We start from the raw sequence: 19,258 nt of genomic DNA on the forward strand, positions 1-19,258 counted from the left end.
CATCGCGGTTGCGATGTGTTCCGTGCTGGCCGCGTGCGGAGTGGCGCCGGGCATGCGCATGGACACCACCTCCCGGCAAGCGGTGAATGCCGTGCCGACGGACGCTTCGTTCGCTGCCGCGGAGGGGGGGGCGAAGGCGACACAGGTTGCCAACGCAACCAGTGCGACTCCCGAGATCGCCATCACCGAAATGGACGTGGCGCTCGTGCGGCGCATTCAGGAAGAGCGCCGCGCAACGCAGCAGGCTCAGGTCAAGTTGCTTTCCTCCGTACCGCAGCCCTATAGCATTGGCCCGGGCGACGTGCTGCAGATCGTGGTATGGGATCACCCGGAGATCGCGGCTGCCACGGGTTCGGGCCAGATGCAGGCATCCACGCGGCCCGGCGATCCGTCTTCGGGCTTCGTGGTGGATCAGGCCGGCGAGCTGACGTTTCCCTATGCGGGAACGATGCGCGTTGCCGGGATGCGCACCGAGGAAGTGCAGCGCCGCTTGACCACCGTGCTCGCGCGCTACTTCGTCAAGCCGCAGGTGACCGTGCGCATGGCCTCGTATCGTGCCCATGAGGTGTACGTCGACGGCGAAGTGCGCAGCCCGGGCGTGGTGGCGGTGAACGACGTCCCGATGTCGTTGTACGAAGCCGTTTCGCGCGCCGGCGGCTTTGCCGATACGGCCGATCAGAGCGATCTCGTGCTCGTGCGCGGCGGCGCTTCGCATCGTATCAATCTGACGCAAATGCTGGCGGGCGGCGTGAGCCCGTCGAAGCTCTATCTCCAGCCCGGCGATCTGCTGCGCGTGATCGCGCGCGACGAAAACGACGTTTACGTCATGGGCGAAGTCAACAAGCCGATCTCGGCCATCCCGCGCCGCACAGGTCGCATCACGCTGGCGGATGCCATTGCGCAGGCCGGCAGCGTCAATTCGTCGACAGCCGATGCTGCACAAATGTTCGTGATTCGCGGGTCGCTCAGCGGCACGCCCGAGGTCTTCCATCTCGACGGCCGCTCGCCGGTGGCCATGCTGGTCGCCAAGGAATTCGACCTGCAGCCCAAGGATGTCGTGTATGTCGACGGCAACGGTCTTGTCCGCTTCAACCGCGTGCTGACGCTGTTGATTCCGGCCATTAACGCGGGCTTGACCGCAGGGTTGGTGGCGAAATGATCGATCGCGTTCTGGTGGTGTGCGAAGGCAATATCTGCCGTAGCCCATTGGCCTGCGCCATGCTCGCGCAGGCGCTGCCCGATATCGGCTTTAGTTCCGCAGGCACGCATGCGCTGGTTGGAGAGGGGGCGGACCCGCGTGTTCTCGAAATGGCGCGTGAGCGTGGCGTGCAGCTAGAAAAGCACGTCGCCACGGCGCTCACCGACGAACAGGTGCGCGCGGCCGACCTCATTCTGACGATGACAAAAGTGCAGCGCGAGCAGATCGAGCAAGCGTGGCCGTATGCGCGAGGCAAGGTCTATCGGCTCAACGAGAACGATGGCGTCGATGTCGTCGACCCGTATCAGCGCCATCGCGTCGCATTCGAACTGGCTTTCGCGCAGATCGAGCACGGCGTCGCGCACTGGAGTGATGTACTGGCAGGACTGGCTCACTGAATCATGACCCTTCTTAAGCAAAACCATCCGGCTGAACAGTCGGACGACGACGAGATCGACCTTTCCGAAATCTTCAATGTCCTTCGCGAAGGTTGGCAGCAGATCGTCATCGTGGCGGTATGCGTGCTGCTCCTAGGTACGACGTACGCCTTTCTCGGCGCACCGGTTTATCGCGCGGACGCCATTATTCAGGTCGATGACGATTCGGGTGCCGGGTCGATCAACGACAAGCTTGGCGATCTCGCGTCGCTGTTCCAGAACAAGGCGACCGCCGACGCGGAAATCGAATTGATCCGTTCGCGCATGGTCGTGGGCGAGACGGTGAACCGGCTGCATTTGGATGTGAGTGCGAAGCCGCACTATTTTCCGTTGATTGGCGGGGCGATTGCGCGGCGATCGCAGGGCGATGGCCGCCCCGAACTGGCGAAGCCGGCACTCGGCTTGGGTAGCTATGCATGGGGTGGAGAACGCATCAGTGTTTCGCAGTTCGAGGTACCTGCGGCGTTGTATGAAAAGACGTTCAGACTGCATTCAATCGATGCCGAGCGTTATGAACTAACGGACCCGGATGGCAGCGTTGTGCTGCGCGCACGCGTGGGCGAAGCGGCAAGCGGTACGGTCGCCGAGGGGCCTGTGCAGCTGACCGTGGCCTCGTTGGTGGCGAGGCCAGGCACGCGCTTCGATCTCAAGCGCTATTCGACCCAGCAGACAGTTGAGGAGCTGCAAAAGAAACTGGACCTTGCCGAGAAGACGAAGCAGTCGGGCATTATCGGCGTCAAGCTCGATGGCGAGGACGCGCAGCGCATCACCGCAACGATCAACATGATCGCGAGCCTGTACGTGCAGCGTAACGTCGACCGCAAATCGGCGCAGGCGGAGCAGATGCTCACCTTCCTTGGCGACCAGTTGCCAAAGTTGCGTGCCGATCTCGATCAGTCGGAGGCGCGCTACAACGCCTATCGCGCGAAGACGGGCGCCATCGATCTTGACGCCCAAGGCAAGCTTCTGTTGCAAGCTGTCGTGGACACGAAGTCCCGCTTGACAGAAATGCAGCAGCAACGTGCCGAACTGGTTCAGCGATATACACCCTCGCATCCTGCGGTAGCGGCTGTTGATGCGCGCATCGCCGAACTGGACCAACTGCAGGATCAATACGAGCACCAGGTGAGCGGTCTGCCGCAGACGCAGCAAGAGGCGCTGCGCCTCATGCGCGATGTGAAGGTGAACACCGATCTCTATATGAAGCTGCTCGACAGCACGCAGCAATTACGTGTATTGAAGGCGGGGCAACTGGGCAACGTGCGCACGGTGGACTTTGCTGTCGTGCCGGAAAAGCCCGTGCGTCCCAAGAAGCTCCTCGTAATTCCGCTCGCGGCGTTGCTGGGGCTGCTGCTTGGCTGCGCCGTGGCGCTGGGGCGTCGCATGTTCAATCGTGGTCTGGAAAGCCCCGCGGAAATCGAGCACGCTGTGGAGGTGCCTGTCTACGCGATCATCTCGCATAGCGACAAGCAACTTGCGCTCGAGCAGTCGGTGCGCCGCAATCCGTCGAAGCCAGGCGTGCTGGCGGTGGCGTTTCCGGACGATGTCGCGGTTGAAGGGCTTCGCAGCCTGCGCACGGCGTTGCAGTTTGGCGTGCTCAAACCCGAGAACAACATTGTCATGATCACGGGGCCGAGGCCCGGCGTGGGCAAGTCGTTCGTCTCGGTGAATCTGGCGACGGTGCTTGCTTCGACGGGCAAGCGCATCTTGCTGATCGACGCCGATATGCGGCGCGGTGACGTGCATTCCTACTTCTCAATCAACGGCAAGCCGGGTCTCTCTGAGGTGTTGACGGGGCGTGAGTCCGCCGAGGTCATCCATCGTCAGGTGCTGCCTAATCTCGACGTCATGATGGCGGGCGCCATACCGGAACGGCCCTCGGAACTTCTGTTGCGTGAGCGCTTTGCAACGGTACTCAAATCGCTCGCCGCAACCTACGACATGGTGATCGTGGATTCGCCACCTGTGCTTGCGGTGACCGATCCCGTGCTGATCGGCAAGGAGGCCGGCGCGACGCTCATGGTGGTGCGCCATGGCCGGCATTCCGCTGCTGAGCTGAGGGAGACGACACGTCACCTCGCCAGCGCTGGCGTTGCGGTGGATGGTGTGCTGTTGACCGACGTGCCGCAGCGTGGCGCGGCTTACGGCGCGTATTCGGATTATCGGAAGAAGGGCGACTAACGCAAGGAGTCCGGCCTCCCTAGAGGCCGGTTGTGCGAGATCACAACAATGAATAAAAAAGTACTGCTAACGTTTGGGACAAGGCCTGAAGCGATCAAAATGGCGCCGCTCGTGCAGCGTTTGCAGCGTGATCAGGACTTCGATTGCAAGGTTTGCGTGACCGGCCAGCATCGCGAAATGCTCGACCAGGTTCTTGCGCTTTTCAACATCGAACCGGATTTCGATCTGAATGTCATGAAGCCCGGTCAAGACCTCTATGGCGTGACAACGTCGATTCTATCCGGCATGAGCGGCGTGCTGGACGAGGCCAGGCCGGACGTGGTGCTCGTGCATGGCGATACGACCACGACGATGGCGGCTGCGCTTGCAGCGTTCTACAAGCGTATCCCGGTCGGTCACGTGGAGGCGGGACTGCGCACCGGCAATTTGCTTTCGCCTTGGCCGGAGGAGGCAAATCGCAAATTGACGGGGGCGCTGGCGACGCTCCATTTCGCACCCACGGCGCGGGCTCGGAAGAATCTTTTGGCAGAGGGTGTGAGTGACGCCTCAATCAACGTGACCGGGAACACAGTGATTGATGCACTTCTGCATGTGCGTGGTCGTCTCGCTGATGACGCAGATTTGCGGGCTAAAGCCCAAAGGGGCTTGCCTGCGCTGCTGGACGGGGACAGACGTCTGTTGCTGGTCACAGGGCACCGCCGCGAGAGCTTCGGCGACGGCTTCGAGCGCATCTGTACCGCGCTTTCGCAATTGGCTCACGCGTATCCCGATGTCGACATTGTTTATCCCGTGCATCTGAATCCGAGTGTGCGCGAGCCGGTGAATCGGCTGCTCACGGGCATTGCCAACGTCCATCTGATCGAACCGCTCGACTACTTGCCGTTCGTGAGCCTGATGGACCGCTCGTATCTGATCCTGACCGACTCGGGCGGCATTCAAGAGGAGGCGCCTTCGTTGCACAAGCCGGTGCTGGTGATGCGCGATACGACTGAGCGTCAGGAAGCGATCGACGCCGGTGTCGTTGAACTTGTCGGGACCGGAGTGCAGGCAATCGTCGAGGGCGTTTCGCGACTGCTCGACGACCACGCGGCGTATGCGGCGATGAGCCGGGGCAGCAACCCGTACGGAGATGGACAAGCCTGCGGCCGTATTGCCGAGGCATTGAAAACCAGTTGGAATCCCGCGCCTCGCGTGGCGTGAAGGCAACGACTAATCAAGGCATGAACATCATGAACTTCGAAACGATCTCGGTTGTAGGTCTAGGCTACATTGGTTTGCCGACGGCAGCGGCATTTGCCGCGCGGCGCAAGAAAGTGATTGGCGTCGATGTGAATCAACATGCCGTCGACACCATCAATCGGGGTGCCATTCATATCGTTGAGCCTGAACTCGACATGCTCGTGCATGCTGCGGTGACGCAGGGTTATTTGCGAGCGACCACGACTCCCGAGCCCGCCGACGCGTTCCTCATCGCAGTTCCCACGCCGTTTTCGGATGGCCACAAACCTGACCTTTCCTATATCGAGGCGGCGAGCCGTGCGGTAGCGCCTGTCCTGAAGAAGGGCGACCTGATCGTGCTCGAATCGACCTCGCCAGTTGGTGCAACGGCAAAGATTGCCGAGTGGATGGCGGAGATGCGGCCGGACCTGACGTTTCCGCAGCAGATGGGCGACGCCTCCGACGTGCGCGTGGCGCATTGCCCCGAGCGCGTGCTGCCGGGCCATGTGATTCGCGAACTGGTCGAGAACGACCGTGTGATTGGCGGCTTGACGAACCGTTGCAGTGAAGCAGCGCGCGAACTCTATCAGGTGTTCGTGCGAGGCGAATGCATCGTCACGGATGCGCGTACGGCAGAGATGTGCAAGCTTACGGAGAACTCGTTCCGCGATGTGAATATTGCCTTTGCGAACGAGCTTTCGCTGATCTGCGACCGGCTGGATATCAATGTGTGGGAACTCATCAAGCTGGCGAACCGCCATCCGCGCGTGAACATTCTTCAGCCGGGACCGGGCGTGGGCGGTCATTGCATCGCTGTGGATCCGTGGTTCATCGTGGATTCGGCGCCGGAGCAGGCTCGCTTGATTCGTGCAGCCCGTAATGTGAACGACGACAAGCCGCATTGGGTGATCGACCGGGTGGAGAATGCGGCCAAGCGTTTCCGTGAGCCGGTTATTGCGTGTCTTGGCCTCGCGTTCAAGGCGAATATCGATGATCTGCGCGAGAGTCCGGCGGTTGAGATTGCGAAGGCGCTCGGCCAACGCTTCCCGGGCCAGGTGATGGCCGTCGAGCCGAATATTCGTGAGTTGCCGGCGGGTTTGCAAGGCGCACTGCATCTTTGCGATTTGCGCACTGCGTTGGCCGAGGCCGACGTGATCGTGATTCTCGTTGACCACTCGCAGTTCAAACAGGTCGATCCGATTCGCTTGCAGGCGAAGGTTGTGATTGATACGCGTGGGGTGTTGGCGCGTGGCTAAGAAGGGTTTTGGGCTGACGATTGGCTATGGCATGTCTCTAATTGGAGGCGTGTTTTCGCTAACGATCTACGCACGGATGCTCGGCCCGCAAACCTACGGTCGCTTGGCAGTCTACCTGGCGCTTGTCGAGGCGTTTCAGGGCGTCCTCTTCCAGTGGCATAGGCTCGCTCTCGTTCGATACTGGAACACCATTGGCGACGGCGAGGCAGATTCATATCTCGTGACCAGTCACTTGGCATGGATCTGTGTCGCAATTTTAGGCGCTCTTATTTGGTTCGTTGCATTAATGTTAGCCGATGGCTCTCGTGTGGAATGGGTGATGGTCGCTATGGTGGCGATTGCCAAGAGCGCCGCACTATATACGCAGGAGATCGCGCGTGCGTCAGGTGCGGTATTGCGATATGCGCTGGCCTCGTTGCTGCTAACGGTCGGTGCGACCTCGGCTGGCATAGTCACATGGTTGGCCACCCATTCGATGCCTCTGATACTGTGCGCGACTGCGATGGTTTTCATCCTGCAGACCGTGTTGTGCGGATACGACCATGTCGCCGTATTTAGGCGGGCCCATTTCGAAAGGACCTGTCCGGCATTTTGTGGGTGAGGCATATCATGAGAGGTAAAAATCATGGATATGCCGATGAAGAAGAAACGTACGGTGGCGTCTCAGGCAGCGGCCCGAGGGCCGCTGCCTGAACTGCCCAAGGCGCTGCTGGACGAACTGGTCAAGGGACCGATGACGCCGGCCCAGGTGCAGGATCTGATGCTGGCGTTCAACAAGGCGGTCATCGAACGCGCGATGGGTGCCGAGATGAACCTGCATTTGGGCTACCCGCCGGGCCAGTCCAAACCAGCCGGGCAAGCCAACGAGCGCAACGGCGCCAGTGGCAAGACCGTTATCACGGATCGCGGCCCCGTGCGCGTGGAGGTGCCCCGCGACCGTGACGGCAGCTTCGAACCCATCCTGATCCCCAAACACGAACGCCGCTTCACCGGATTCGACGAGCGCATCATCGCGATGTACGCGCGCGGCATGAGTGTGCGCGAGATTCAGGCCTTTCTGGCCGAAAGCTACGGCACCGAGGTATCGCCCGATTTCATCAGCTCGGTCACCGATGAGGTGATGGCCGAAACGCTGCTCTGGCAGAGCCGTCCGCTCGATGCGATGTACCCGGTGGTGTTCTTCGACGCCCTGCGCGTCAAGATCCGCGACGACGGCGTGGTCAGCAACAAGGCCGTCTATCTGGCACTGGGCATTCAGGCGGATGGTCAGCGCGATGTATTGGGCCTGTGGATCGAGCAGACCGAGGGCGCGAAGTTCTGGCTCAAGGTGTTCAACGAACTGAAGGTCCGTGGCTGCCAGGACATCCTGATTGCGGTGGTCGACGGCCTGAAGGGACTGGCCGATGCAATCAGCACCGCTTACCCCCGCACGGCCGTGCAGACCTGCATCGTGCATCTGATCCGCAACAGTCTGGATTACGCCAGCTACAAGGACCGCAAGGCCCTTGCCGCGGCACTGCGGCCGGTCTACTCCGCCGCCAGCGAGCAGGCCGCGCAGCAGGCGCTGCAGGCGTTCGCGGACGGCCCATGGGGCCTAAGATACCCAATGATCGTGCAGTCATGGCAGCGCGCATGGGAGCACGTCACGCCATTCTTCGCGTTTCCACCGGAGATCCGGCGCGTTGTCTACACAACGAATGCCATTGAGAGTCTGAACATGCAGTTGCGCAAGATCATCAAGACCCGTGGCCACTTCCCGAATGACGAGGCAGCCATCAAGCTGCTCTGGCTGGCGCTACGCAATGTCCTGGCAAAGTCCGTTCGTGCCGCCTTCGACTGGAAGTCGGCGATGAACCAGTTTGCTATCCTGTTTGGCGACCGATTCACGCAGGCGCGCGGGTAACGATTCCTTTAACCGCCTCGCCCACAAAAATGCGGACAGGTTCTTTCGAAACGGCGCAACTACGCACAATGCTGCAGTATGGGCTTCCGCTCGTACCTGTATTTCTCGCGACGACTGCGCTTACACGGATCGACAGGCCAATCTTGGCCGTGTTCGAGGGTGCCGCGCTTGTCGGCGTTTACGCTGCTGCGAGCGGCCTGGTGACCAACGCAATCTCTGCGGCATGCCTGCTCGTCGTGACACCTTCATATCCGTGGCTGCTGAGGGAAAAGAAAAACCGCTCTGAAGCGGGACATCGGACGTTGCATACTCAAATAGGTTTGATGACGCTGGCCGGCATGTTTGCCATTTGTCTCACGTTCTTTCTTGCGCGGGATATTGCGCTCCCACTCCTTCTCGGTCGCACAATCGGCGTTGCGGCCGAACCTTTGGTTTTTCCTCTGCTGGTCATCGCTGTAGTCGGTGCATTTCGCACACATTTCTTTGATCAGGCTTATCACTTACACGCCCGGACCAAAATACTGATGGTAGTCAATATATCTACGCTCGTTGTGGCAGGGTGTTCCGTCTACATTGGGACTCATTTTGCCGGTCTGCATGGTCTGCTAGCGGGGCTATTGGTTGCCAATCTATTTTCACTCGGCGCAAGTGCCACGTTTGCTCGTGCGTTGGTAGATATGAGGCGGGTAATGATGAGTGGCATGTTTCTCGTGGGAATCACGGGCGTTGCAGCATGGTGCGGTAGTCTGTCGCGGTTAGCGCTGACGCATTTTCTTTATTCGAACGTGTGGATTACGTGCGTTTCAACGATGATTGGCATCGTACTATTTGCTGGATTGTATTTTGGAGGAAACGTCGGATCGATTCGTTCAGCATTGGTGGGACGGTTATGATTCAGAATAGCAAAGTCATTTTTCACATTCCTCACCTGGCGGGTGGCGGAGCAGAGCGTGTTGCAGTAGAGGTTGCCCGATATTTCTTGTCGAAAGGCGTTTTGGTAGTTTTCTTTATTCACAGTGAAAAGCAAGCGTATGTCCTGCCCGAGGGAATCAGGGTCGTTGCAGCACGTAGTACCAGCCATTTCGGCCGACTATTAGAACTCCGGGCGTTGATAAGGAGCATGAAGCCCGCCGCTGTATTGTCCTTTATGCCTTATGCGAACTTGATCTCCCTGTTTGCGAATATTGGGCTTCGGAACGAAATGCGGCTGGTAATCAGCGAACACCTGACCGTTGTTGGCGACCACAGCACGGGCCCGATGGACCTGTTGAAGCGGGTATTAAGACGTTATCTGTATCAAACAGGTGACGCAATCGTGGCGGTATCCGGTGGTGTCGCCGACGATCTCCGGCGTACCCTTGCCGGTCGCGTGGATGAGAAAATCACTGTCATTTACAACCCATGCTTTATTCCCGACGAAACAAGGAGTGTGGGGGCGCCATCTCGAGCCGGCAAGACGATTCTGGCTGTCGGTCGACTGTGTGATGACAAAGGATTCGATGTCCTGCTGCGAGCATTTGCTCAGGTACGGTTGAGGGCTGGCGGCGTAAGGCTGGTCATTGCGGGGGAAGGACCGAGCCGCCGCGAGTTGGAGAGCCTGGTTGGAGAACTGGGATTGTACGATTGCGTCAGCTTGCCCGGTTTTACGAATGATATTCGTAGCCTCTATCGCGACGCGGATCTGTTTGTCTGTTCATCGAGGCGAGAGGGATTTGGAAATGTCATCGTCGAGGCAATGTCTTTTGGATTACCTGTTGTTGCCACTCGATGCCCTCACGGTCCAAATGAGATTCTCGAAGACGGCCGGTATGGTCATCTTGTGGACGTCGATGACGTGCGGGGTCTCGCGGACGCATTAGTTGAATCCTTGGCCTCTGCTGGCGATCCACTAATGCAGATTTCTCGGGCAAGAGAGTTTTCTCTCGATGTGATCGGAAGCCGATATCTCGAACAGGTCGGCCTGTCAAGATTCGCCAAGGAAGAGTTGCACACCAGAACCGGTTACCCGACATGAGACTCTCTAAGTCGCGGTGTGTCGCTGGGTTGTTCAGCATGGCGGTGGTATTTGCACTTTTTGTCAGTGGGGCAGCCCTTAACTATCTGGGCCTGAATTACTCTGGTGACGAAAGCGTGTCGGGTTTGAAGGTTCACCCGTATGTTGTGTTTACCTTAATCGGCGTGCTTGTTTTTGGTGTCTCCTTCGGAACGCGTCAGTCAAAAATGTCAGACAGACGGTTTGTTACTCCGGTCTTCTGTTCCGCCCTCGTTATCGGTGTCCTCATTTTCAAGTCGATGGGAAGTGGGCGCCAATCATTGGGATTTGCAGTCGATACGTTGGTGTCAGCCCTTTGGGCGGCTTCGATTGTTCCGTTCCTGAATGAGAGGATGGCAAGGCGTGTCTGGAAGATGGGATTCGTCTTCGTCATCGTGGAATGTACGATGGCCATCATCGAAGTTTTTACCAAAATCGAATTTATCCCCATCGACACATGGTATGGGAGTTACTTTCGGGCGACGGCGCTCCATGGCCATCCATTGAATAATGCGCTGGTTCTTGTGACGGTGGCAGTTTCGCTCCAATTGAGTGCGACGAAGAAGGCATCGGTCGTTATTTTTCTTCTTACGATTGGTGCATTGTCAGCGTTTGGCGCGAGAGGTGCACTAGCAGTCTATTTGATAACGAACGCGGTCTGGTTCGTCCGATATGGGTTGCAGTCTGTCAGACGTCTGCCATTTGTCATGACAGGTGTTCCGGTTGGAGTGGCAATACTGAGTTGGGTATTACTTTCCGGAGCGTTTGGCGATCGCATCGCGAATGTGGGAGCCTATGACGACAGTTCCGGTGTTCGTCTCCAGTCCATTCAAATGCTTCAAAGCATAAGTTGGGGAAATCTGATTGTCGGTACAGATCCGGATCAGATTCTGAGGATTATGGAAAATGCCAATGTCAGTGTCATTGAGAATTTTCTTGTTGCATATATTTTCATGTTTGGTCTGGCGTGCACGCTTTTGCTGTTCCTGTGCTTCTGGACCAGTGCCAAGGTTTTGGCTCGTCGTTGGAGCAGTGGGTCTGGTGGCTCAATTTACTTAATTTTCATGGTGTTCTTTGCGACGGCCATGACTAATAACTCATTGGTGACCAAGACGCCAGCACTCTACCTGTGTGTCGTATTTTCATGGGCAAGCGCATATATCCGAAATGAGCATAAAAGAACGGGCTGGCATGCGATGTTAGCGGAGGATAGGCTGCATATTGTCAGTTCGGCAAACACATGAGCATATCTCCACAGACGAGCCTAAGAGTGCTCCATATCGGTCCTGACAGGGAGGCGCGTGGTGGAATCGCATCCGTGCTTCGCGTAATGGGCGAGAGCTCAGCGTTATTCGAGAATGTTGGCGTCGAGCTCCGGTTCGTGGGTACGACGCTATCTGGAGGTCGCAGCCTGCTTCCTAAGGCGATGGTATTCCTGCGGGCGATCTGGTGTTTAGTAATAGCGCTGGCCAGATCGGAAATCGATATCGTTCATATTCATAGTGCCCTCAAGGGATCACTGGTTAGAAAGACATTGTTCGCGGGGATCTGTTGCCTGTTTAGAAAGAGATATGTCTTTCAAATTCACAATGGAGGATTCTTCGAACGCTATTCGAAGATGGCAGGTACCAGTCGCCTCATCGTGCGGTTAGCCTTACGACGCGCTGAACGCGTGATCGTACTCTCGGACCATATGCGGGAACGTGCGGTAGAGGGGGGGATTTTGTCGGCGGATCGATGTGCAATTGTTTACAACGGAATCGCAGATCCACTTCACGGACATGTACCGTTAATGAGAAGAGATCACGGCGCCGTACGAATTGTATTTCTTGGGCTGATATCCGAGGCAAAGGGAATTGGGTCGCTTTTGAGCGCAGTTGAGAATCTTGCGGACATGACTGGGGAATTCTTCGTTACCGTCTACGGTACTGGTGAGATCGCATCTTTCGAAAAGGAGTTGATGTCGCGCCGACTAAATGAGGTCATCTCATATGGAGGTTGGATTGATGGGGAAGAGAAGCAAGCGGTGCTGGCGAGTGCCGACATTTTCGTACTTCCATCAAGGAGTGAAGGATTTTCTGTTGCTGTGCTGGAGGCCATGGCACACGGTCTGGCGATAGTGTCGACTGCGATCCCCGGCATTGTCGACGCTGTGCGAAATGATATTGAAGCCATGCTTGTCGCGCCCGATGACGCAGCAGCACTGGCGACGGCAATCAGAGATCTGCTCGGAAATTCAGAACTTCGGGTGAAGCTAGGTGCTGCCGCGCGTCGTCGTTACCTCGAGTGTTTCACCGTGGAAAAGATGGCGTGCGATTTGAGCGAAATTTATACGTCGTGTGTATAGCGGAATTCAGCAAACTCTTACGGATTGTTGTTCGTCGGCATTGGTAATCTAATTTCTGTGGATGAGGGAGTGATGAAGAGAATCAATATATTTTCGTGTCCAATGGATATTGCATCGATAGATGAAACAGTAGATTGGATTGCGGATAGAGCAAGCCGCAGGCAGTTCACTCAGCACGTTGTAGTAAACGTTGCAAAACTGGTGAATATGAGCAGCGATTCAAGCCTTGCGGCGTCCGTGCGAAATTGCGATTTGATAAATATCGACGGTATGGGGGTGGTCTGGGCCGCACGTCTGCTGGGGCACGCGGTTCCAGAGCGTGTGGCTGGCATTGATCTTTTCGAGCGGTTGGTCAAGATGTCTGCTGTGAGAGGCTTTCCGGTGTTCTTTCTTGGGGGGACAGAGGAAGTGGTCGAGCAGACATGCGCAAAATTGAAAGCTCAATTCCCGACACTAAAGGTAGCGGGATTTCATCACGGCTATTTCTGGGATGATGAGCAGGAAGTCGTAGAAAAGATCCGCTCGTCGGGTGCGATGTTGCTCTTTGTGGCGATAACGTCGCCAAAGAAAGAGATATTTATTGAGCGCTGGAAGGAACGACTCGGCGTCGATTTTGTAATGGGTGTCGGGGGAACCTTTGATGTTATTGCTGGAAAAGTTCGCCGAGCGCCGAAATGGATGCAGATGGCTGGTATGGAATGGCTGTTTAGGGTAATTCAGGAGCCGCGCAGGATGTGGAGACGGTATCTGATTACGAACAGTAAATTCGCACTAATGCTAATTAAGGCGCGAATTGTCGCTAGAGTCGGATCAACCATCTAATACTGCCATGAAAAAAATACTGTTACGCGCGGGGATGGTTGTCATTGTCCTGGCGAGTACGGGCTGCACGTCGCAGGTTACGACGGGTGCCAAGAGTCACGAGCAATCTTACAGCAGTACATGGACACAAGGAATTGACCCACGCTTGGTTGTGCAAGCTCCGCGTAATGCAATATCAATCGTTGATAATCCGGTATCTCAAGCGCCGATGATGCGGATCTCCATCCATCAATCCGACGATTTTCGTAGCGTCGCGAACGGTACGCCACGCGGAGAAATCGCGTTCAATCGAATTTTTCATTTCGAACCCAATCGGCTGTACCAGATTACTTGGTCAACAGTGATCCCACAGGACTATCAATTCGATTCCATGCAGCCTGAATTATTTACTCAGATACTGCAAGGACCAGAAGGCGGCCTTGGCCCGCCGCCATTTTCTATTCGATTTGTAGATAAGCGCTATCAGGTTGAAATTCGAAGTGCCGCCAAAGCCGTGCCACGCGTGTTTGTGTTCGGTGACCCGTCGGTAGATCGGGGCAAGGTCGTACACTGGGTTTTGCGCTATCGGCCGGATCATACTGGCGCAAATGCTGTAATGGATTTGTCGATGAATGGCGTCAATGTCGTCAACTGCCAAGGTTGTGGGAATGCTTATGCCAACGATCGGGAAGCCTATCTTAAGATGGGAATCTATAAATGGTGGTGGCAATCGAGACCGTCAGATGTCAAGGACCGGACGCTCTTTTTTGGAAACGTGGAAGTCAAATGGTTTCAGGTGAAATAGCCCAAAGTCACGGAGTAAAGACTAATCAGAGAGACGAAACACTCTCGACTTTTTGTGTGACCGACCGCGCTGGTATGCCGACAACCGTTGCTTGTGGTTCTATGTCTGTAAGCACAACAGAGTTTGCACCGATAACCGCACCACGTCCAATGCGGACATTGCCAAGGATGCAGGCACCAGCGCCGATTACGACATCGTCCTCGATGACGGGCGCCCCCGGTTTGCCTCTGCCCTTACCGCCAATAACGACATTGGGCGAGATGATGACGTTGGAGCCGATACGCGCATTCTTATGAACCACAATGCCAAGACCTTGATAACCGAATGTCACGTTCTTTCCGACCTCCACCGACGGCGGTAGCGATACTGAGAAGAGGATGCGGTTCGTGATCTTAAGGATCCACGGCAAAACGGGAATTCGTAGCCGAAACAGGAGGTGCGCCAACCGATAGATATAAATCATTGCAGGACCAGCTAACAATCAGGACATTTGTTAGCATGTCACGAGACAACGGCGCAATTCAATAATACTGTTCCTAATCTTCCAATTGATCCGGGCATTGACCGATGGAGTGCCCCCCTCACATCCCCGGCACCATCTCCGGCGGATGCTGCTTGAGCTGCTTCCTGGCCTCCCTGAACTCAGGAAAGATCGACTCCACAGTCTGCCAGAATCGCGGACTGTGATTCATCTCGCGCAAATGCGCGAGCTCATGCGCCACGACGTAATCCACAACCGAAAGCGGAAAATGAATCAGCCGCCAGTTGAGCCGAATTCTTCCTTCGCTCGAGCAGCTTCCCCAGCGCGTCATCGCTGCGGAAAGCGCATAGGACCGAAACGTCACCCCAAGCCTGGCCGCATAAACCCCAAGCCGCTCGCCAAAAATACGCATCGCCTCGCCCTGTAGCCACCCGGTCACGCGATCCTTGATCTGCTGCGCATCCGCATGCAGCGGCAGCGGCAACGCCAGCACGCGCGTCACCTCGTCAAAAGCCAGTACAGAAGCCCCAAGCCTCACGCGCATCGGCTTCCCGAGATAAGGCAACTCGGCCCCATCGCCCCATTCCACGCGCGGCAGCGCTCGCTGCTCCACGCGCGTTTGCCACTCGATCAGCTTCGCAAAGATCCAGCGCTGTTTTTCGGCAATGGCCGTTTCGATATCGGCAATCGTCACCCATCGGGGCGCGGTGATCGTGAGCCCAGTCCCGTCGATGGCAAATCCAATCGATTTGCGCGACGACCGCTTGAGCCGATAGTGCAACGTGCGCGCGCCCATCTCGAGCGTGCGCACGCGCGTGCCATCCGGCGCAAGCGGCCCCTTGGGCGATTTGAACGGCGATGGTGGGGAAGGGGGTGCGAGGAAGGGCGATGCCGGGGAGGGAGCGACAACGGGCGCCGGCTCGGCAAAGAGCGGCAAATCGAGTTGCCCGTTATCGAGCGCCGCTGAAGGGCGCGGCGTGGGTGACTTCTGCATCGTCAGGCTGGGTGCGGATTTGCGTGCGTGGCGTATGACGAGTGTGGATAACGCAGCGGGCGGTGAGGTGGGCAACAGCCTTGCCGCCGGAGCATCAAGTCCGCGCGGCGTCCACCGATGCGCTATCCGATTCGCGATACGCGCCAGGATCGATGCGCCGCATTTCGGTTTCGATCCATTGCTCCACGCGGGTGTTCAACTGGTCGGGCGTGAGCCCGGTTGTGTCGATCGGCTTGCCGATCGACACCGTGACTATACCCGCATATTTGAGGAACGAGTTGCGGGGCCAGACATGTCCCGCGTTGTGCGCGATCGGCACGACGGGCGCGCCCGTGGAGATGGCGAAGCGCGCGCCGCCGGTCTTGTACTTGCCTTGCTTGCCTACCGGCGTGCGCGTGCCTTCCGGGAACATGATGACCCACGCGCCTTCGGCCATACGCGCCTTGCCCTGGCGCGTCACGGACGCGAACGCGTATTTGCCTTCTTTGCGGTCGATATGAACCATCTTCAGCATGCCCAGCGCCCAGCCGAAGAACGGCACATACAGCAGTTCGCGCTTGAATACGTAGCACATCGGGCGTGGCATCAGCGCCGGAAAGGCGAGCGTTTCCCAAGCCGACTGGTGCTTCGAGAGCAGTACGGCGGGCCCGTCGGGCAGGTTCTCCATGCCCTCGATGCGGTACTGGATACCGTTGAGCCAGCGCGCGACGAACAGTGTCGAACGGCACCAGCCGGCGGCCATCCAGTAGCGCCGCTCGGCGTTCAGGAACGGGAACGCAATGAAGCACGCAATCGCGTACGGGATCGTGTAGACGACCAAATAGATCGACAGCAGCAGGGAGCGGATGAAGCGCATCGGTATCGGTTGGACCGTTTGGGAGGCAGGGCTACAGGGCCAGGCTAAGCAGGCTCGTTCGCGAGGAAGTCGAGGACGAACGCGCGCAAGTCGTCGTGCACTTTCGTGCCGTCGGGCAGGCCGCCTGCCGCGAGTGTTTTCTTGCCCTTGCCGGTGAGCACGAGGTGCGTGGGAAAGCCGAGCACCGCGCCGGCCTGGAGGTCGCGCAGCGAATCGCCCACCACGGGCGTATCCGCAGGATCGATCTCGAAGCGCTCGGCGATCATCTTGAGCATGCCGGGCTTGGGTTTGCGGCAGTCGCAATGGTCCTGCGCGGTGTGCGGGCAGAAGAACACGGCGTCGACGCGTCCGCCCACCGCAGCGGCCTGGCGTTGCATCTTCGCGTGCATCTCGTTGAGCGCCGTTGTGTCGAACAAGCCCCGGCCGATGCCGGACTGGTTCGTCGCGACGGCGACACGGTAGCCCGCCTGGTTCAGGCGGGCGATCGCTTCAAGGCTGCCCGGCAGCGCGATCCATTCGTCCACGGACTTGATGAACGCGTCGGAGTCGACGTTGATCACGCCGTCGCGGTCGAGGATCACGAGTTTGCGGCTGTTGCTGGTCGGCATGGCGTCGCTCAGTGAAGTGTCACGACGCCATCACGCCGCAAGGCGCGAGATGTCGGCAACGCTGTTCATCTGGCGATGCAATGCCTTGAGCAGCGCGAGGCGGTTCGCACGCAGCGCGGGGTCTTCGGCATTCACCATCACGTCGTTAAAGAACGTGTCGACGGTTTCGCGCAGTGCCGCAAGCGCCGTGAGCGCGCCCGTGTACTCGCGCGCGGCCAGTTGCGTCTGCACGCGCGGCGTGACCTGTTCTAGCTGCGTGAAGAGCGCCTTTTCCGCGCTTTCCACGAAGAGCGCGCTTTGCACGTCAGCGTCCACGGCGCCATCGGACTTCTTGAGGATGTTCGAGATGCGCTTGTTGGCCGCCGCGAGCGAGGCCGCTTCCTCGAGCGCCGCGAATTCGCGCACGGCGTCGAGGCGCGCGAGGATGTCGTCGAGGCGCGTGGGGTTCATCGCGAGCACTGCGTCGATTTCCTGCGCCGCGTAGCCGCGTTCGCGCAGCATGCCGCGCAGGCGGTCCATGCTGAAGTCGTAGATCGCTTGCGTCGATTCCGTTACTGCGTCGATGCCTCCAAATTGCGCGTAAGTCGTGCGCAGCAGTTCGACGAGATCCAGCGGCAGTTGCTTCTCGACGAGAATGCGCAGCACGCCCAGCGCGTGGCGGCGCAGCGCGAACGGATCTTTTTCGCCGGTCGGCGCGAGGCCGATGCCCCAGATGCCCACGAGCGTTTCGAGCTTGTCCGCGAGCGCGACGAAGGTGCCCGTGGCCGTGCCCGGCAGCGCGTCGCCGGAGAAGCGCGGCTGGTAGTGCTCGGAGCACGCGAGCGCCACTTCTTCGGGCTCGCCGTCGTGGCGCGCGTAGTAGGTGCCCATCGTGCCTTGCAGCTCGGGGAACTCGCCCACCATGTCGGTCAGCAGGTCGGCCTTGGCGAGGCGTGCGCCGCGCTTCGCGAGCGCGACATCGGCGTCGCACATGTCGGCGATAGCGCCCGCGAGCGCTTCGAGGCGCTCCACGCGCTGCAGCGTCGAGCCGAGCTTGTTGTGATAGACCACGTTCGCGAGCAGCGGCACGCGATCGGCCAGCGGCTTCTTCTTGTCCTGCTCGAAGAAGAATTTGGCGTCGGCGAGGCGCGGGCGCACGACGCGCTCGTTGCCTTCGATGATTTCGCCAGGCGTTTCGGTTTCGATGTTCGAGACGATCAGGAAGCGCGAGCGCAGGCGGCCTGCGGCGTCGGTGAGCGCGAAGTACTTCTGGTTCGTCTGCATCGTGAGGATCAGGCATTCCTGCGGCACTTGCAGGAATTCGTCCTCGAACTTGCACGCATACACGACGGGCCATTCGACGAGCGAATTCACTTCGTCGAGCAGCGCTTCAGGCATGACGGCCTTGTCGTCGCCGGCTTGCTCGATGAGCTGTTCGCGGATGGCTTCGCGGCGGTCCGCGTAGCTCGCGATCACGCGGCCCTTGTGCTGCAGCGTGTGTGCGTAGTCGTCGGCGCGCGTGATGGCGACGTTGCCGTGCGAAAGAAAGCGGTGGCCGCGCGTGGTGTCGCCCGAGTCGATGCCGAACGCGGTGACCGGCACGATCTGCTCGCCGTGCAGTACCGTGAGACGGTGCACCGGACGCACGAACTGCACGTTGCTGCCGTCGGGGCGCTGGTACGTCATGACCTTCGGAATCGGCAGCTTGCCGAGCGTTTCGTCGAGCACGGCCTGCAGGCCGTCGGCGAGCGTGGCGCCCGGCGCCGAGTAGCGCAGGAAAAACGCTTCGTTCTTGCCGTCGCTCGCGCGTTCGAGGTCGCTAACCGGGAAGTCGGGAAAGCCGAGTGCGGCGAGCTTCTTCGCGAGCGGCGCGGTGGGCTGGCCGTTGGCGTCGAGCGCGACCGAAACCGGCAGCACTTTTTCGCGCACCTGTTTTTCGGGCGCGACGTTGCGCACGTTCTTGATCGTCACGGCGAGACGGCGCGGCGTGGCGTAGCGTTCGAACGAGAGATCGCCTTCGATCAGGTCGCGCGCGGCGAGGCGCTGCGCGATGCCTTCGGCGAATGCGTCGCCGAGGCGTGCGAGGGCCTTCGGCGGCAGTTCCTCGGTCAGCAGTTCGACGAGGAGGGTGGCGTGATGAGCTTGCGTCATTGTTCTTGAGA

At 58.6% G+C, this 19,258-nt stretch carries 18 protein-coding genes; 13 read left to right on the top strand and 5 right to left on the bottom strand.

The features are described 5' to 3' along the window. The first annotated feature begins 58 nt into the window (after positions 1-58). From NH14_RS12765 to NH14_RS12825, 13 genes are all read left to right on the top strand, one after another. A complete protein-coding gene (locus tag NH14_RS12765; protein WP_052148612.1) occupies positions 59-1,159 on the top strand; it encodes a polysaccharide biosynthesis/export family protein in 1,101 nt (366 codons plus the stop codon). Beyond that, a complete protein-coding gene (locus NH14_RS12770; RefSeq protein WP_035534712.1) occupies positions 1,156-1,596 on the top strand; it encodes a low molecular weight protein-tyrosine-phosphatase in 441 nt (146 codons plus the stop codon). The genes NH14_RS12765 and NH14_RS12770 overlap by 4 nt, the downstream gene beginning before the upstream one ends. A gap of 3 nt (positions 1,597-1,599) precedes the next feature. Continuing rightward, positions 1,600-3,816 carry a polysaccharide biosynthesis tyrosine autokinase gene (locus NH14_RS12775; protein WP_035534714.1) on the top strand — a complete coding sequence of 739 codons (2,217 nt, stop codon included), beginning with the start codon at positions 1,600-1,602 and terminating at the stop codon, positions 3,814-3,816. Positions 3,817-3,864: 48 nt separating this feature from the next. Further along, complete coding sequence (wecB, locus tag NH14_RS12780; protein ID WP_035534734.1) at positions 3,865-5,016, top strand: non-hydrolyzing UDP-N-acetylglucosamine 2-epimerase; 1,152 nt, start codon at positions 3,865-3,867, stop codon at positions 5,014-5,016. Positions 5,017-5,045: 29 nt separating this feature from the next. Beyond that, positions 5,046-6,290, top strand: coding sequence for a UDP-N-acetyl-D-mannosamine dehydrogenase (wecC, locus tag NH14_RS12785; RefSeq protein ID WP_035534737.1), 1,245 nt, complete (start codon positions 5,046-5,048; stop codon positions 6,288-6,290). Further along, complete coding sequence (locus NH14_RS12790; RefSeq protein WP_168727143.1) at positions 6,283-6,891, top strand: polysaccharide biosynthesis protein; 609 nt, start codon at positions 6,283-6,285, stop codon at positions 6,889-6,891. Before wecC ends, NH14_RS12790 begins: the two co-directional genes overlap by 8 nt. A gap of 30 nt (positions 6,892-6,921) precedes the next feature. Next, positions 6,922-8,193, top strand: coding sequence for an IS256 family transposase (locus NH14_RS12795; protein ID WP_407947146.1), 1,272 nt, complete (start codon positions 6,922-6,924; stop codon positions 8,191-8,193). A gap of 143 nt (positions 8,194-8,336) precedes the next feature. After that, entirely contained in the window at positions 8,337-9,086 is a 750-nt protein-coding gene (locus NH14_RS12800; protein ID WP_152617274.1) for a polysaccharide biosynthesis protein, read from the top strand. Beyond that, on the top strand, positions 9,083-10,207 hold the full coding sequence (locus tag NH14_RS12805) for a glycosyltransferase (protein ID WP_052148421.1): 1,125 nt from the start codon (positions 9,083-9,085) through the stop codon (positions 10,205-10,207). The genes NH14_RS12800 and NH14_RS12805 overlap by 4 nt, the downstream gene beginning before the upstream one ends. Next, the gene (locus tag NH14_RS12810) at positions 10,204-11,469 is read left to right on the top strand and encodes a VpsF family polysaccharide biosynthesis protein (protein ID WP_035532301.1); all 1,266 of its coding nucleotides are present in this window, start codon (positions 10,204-10,206) and stop codon (positions 11,467-11,469) included. Before NH14_RS12805 ends, NH14_RS12810 begins: the two co-directional genes overlap by 4 nt. 26 nt (positions 11,470-11,495) lie before the next feature. Further along, positions 11,496-12,572 (top strand): glycosyltransferase family 4 protein, encoded by a 1,077-nt coding sequence (locus NH14_RS12815; RefSeq protein ID WP_161790880.1) that lies wholly within the window; start codon positions 11,496-11,498, stop codon positions 12,570-12,572. Between the two features lie 72 nt (positions 12,573-12,644). Further along, the gene (locus NH14_RS12820; protein WP_035532308.1) at positions 12,645-13,394 is read left to right on the top strand and encodes a WecB/TagA/CpsF family glycosyltransferase; all 750 of its coding nucleotides are present in this window, start codon (positions 12,645-12,647) and stop codon (positions 13,392-13,394) included. A 7-nt stretch (positions 13,395-13,401) separates the two neighbouring features. Next, on the top strand, positions 13,402-14,178 hold the full coding sequence (locus NH14_RS12825) for a heparin lyase I family protein (protein WP_084225855.1): 777 nt from the start codon (positions 13,402-13,404) through the stop codon (positions 14,176-14,178). A 25-nt stretch (positions 14,179-14,203) separates the two neighbouring features. Here the strand turns inward: NH14_RS12825 and NH14_RS12830 are convergent, their stop codons facing one another. The 5 genes from NH14_RS12830 to glyS all read right to left on the bottom strand — a co-directional run bounded on the left by NH14_RS12830 (position 14,204) and on the right by glyS (position 19,247). After that, positions 14,204-14,641, bottom strand: a complete 438-nt coding sequence (locus NH14_RS12830; RefSeq protein ID WP_084225856.1) for a serine O-acetyltransferase — start codon at positions 14,639-14,641, stop codon at positions 14,204-14,206. Between the two features lie 118 nt (positions 14,642-14,759). Then, positions 14,760-15,653, bottom strand: coding sequence for a M48 family metallopeptidase (locus tag NH14_RS12835; protein ID WP_035532311.1), 894 nt, complete (start codon positions 15,651-15,653; stop codon positions 14,760-14,762). A 94-nt stretch (positions 15,654-15,747) separates the two neighbouring features. Continuing rightward, on the bottom strand, positions 15,748-16,509 hold the full coding sequence (locus NH14_RS12840; RefSeq protein ID WP_035532314.1) for a lysophospholipid acyltransferase family protein: 762 nt from the start codon (positions 16,507-16,509) through the stop codon (positions 15,748-15,750). 44 nt (positions 16,510-16,553) lie between these two features. Further along, complete coding sequence (gene gmhB / locus NH14_RS12845; protein WP_035532317.1) at positions 16,554-17,117, bottom strand: D-glycero-beta-D-manno-heptose 1,7-bisphosphate 7-phosphatase; 564 nt, start codon at positions 17,115-17,117, stop codon at positions 16,554-16,556. A 30-nt stretch (positions 17,118-17,147) separates the two neighbouring features. Beyond that, positions 17,148-19,247 carry a glycine--tRNA ligase subunit beta gene (gene glyS, locus NH14_RS12850; protein ID WP_035532319.1) on the bottom strand — a complete coding sequence of 700 codons (2,100 nt, stop codon included), beginning with the start codon at positions 19,245-19,247 and terminating at the stop codon, positions 17,148-17,150. Positions 19,248-19,258 lie beyond the last annotated feature (11 nt).

It is taken from the genome of Paraburkholderia sacchari (assembly GCF_000785435.2).
GTDB classification, from domain to species: domain Bacteria; phylum Pseudomonadota; class Gammaproteobacteria; order Burkholderiales; family Burkholderiaceae; genus Paraburkholderia; species Paraburkholderia sacchari.

What these genes read in the sequence shown, in the direction of transcription:
- NH14_RS12835 (WP_035532311.1), bottom strand. Translation starts at nt 15,653, where the DNA reads ATGCAGAAGTCACCCACGCCGCGCCCTTCAGCGGCGCTCGATAACGGG.
- NH14_RS12770 (WP_035534712.1), top strand. Translation starts at nt 1,156, where the DNA reads ATGATCGATCGCGTTCTGGTGGTGTGCGAAGGCAATATCTGCCGTAGC.
- NH14_RS12810 (WP_035532301.1), top strand. Translation starts at nt 10,204, where the DNA reads ATGAGACTCTCTAAGTCGCGGTGTGTCGCTGGGTTGTTCAGCATGGCG.
- NH14_RS12840 (WP_035532314.1), bottom strand. Translation starts at nt 16,509, where the DNA reads ATGCGCTTCATCCGCTCCCTGCTGCTGTCGATCTATTTGGTCGTCTAC.
- NH14_RS12765 (WP_052148612.1), top strand. Translation starts at nt 59, where the DNA reads ATGGACACCACCTCCCGGCAAGCGGTGAATGCCGTGCCGACGGACGCT.
- NH14_RS12830 (WP_084225856.1), bottom strand. Translation starts at nt 14,641, where the DNA reads ATGATTTATATCTATCGGTTGGCGCACCTCCTGTTTCGGCTACGAATT.
- NH14_RS12795 (WP_407947146.1), top strand. Translation starts at nt 6,922, where the DNA reads ATGCCGATGAAGAAGAAACGTACGGTGGCGTCTCAGGCAGCGGCCCGA.
- wecB (WP_035534734.1), top strand. Translation starts at nt 3,865, where the DNA reads ATGAATAAAAAAGTACTGCTAACGTTTGGGACAAGGCCTGAAGCGATC.
- NH14_RS12775 (WP_035534714.1), top strand. Translation starts at nt 1,600, where the DNA reads ATGACCCTTCTTAAGCAAAACCATCCGGCTGAACAGTCGGACGACGAC.
- NH14_RS12805 (WP_052148421.1), top strand. Translation starts at nt 9,083, where the DNA reads ATGATTCAGAATAGCAAAGTCATTTTTCACATTCCTCACCTGGCGGGT.
- wecC (WP_035534737.1), top strand. Translation starts at nt 5,046, where the DNA reads ATGAACTTCGAAACGATCTCGGTTGTAGGTCTAGGCTACATTGGTTTG.
- NH14_RS12820 (WP_035532308.1), top strand. Translation starts at nt 12,645, where the DNA reads ATGAAGAGAATCAATATATTTTCGTGTCCAATGGATATTGCATCGATA.
- NH14_RS12825 (WP_084225855.1), top strand. Translation starts at nt 13,402, where the DNA reads ATGAAAAAAATACTGTTACGCGCGGGGATGGTTGTCATTGTCCTGGCG.
- gmhB (WP_035532317.1), bottom strand. Translation starts at nt 17,117, where the DNA reads ATGCCGACCAGCAACAGCCGCAAACTCGTGATCCTCGACCGCGACGGC.
- glyS (WP_035532319.1), bottom strand. Translation starts at nt 19,247, where the DNA reads ATGACGCAAGCTCATCACGCCACCCTCCTCGTCGAACTGCTGACCGAG.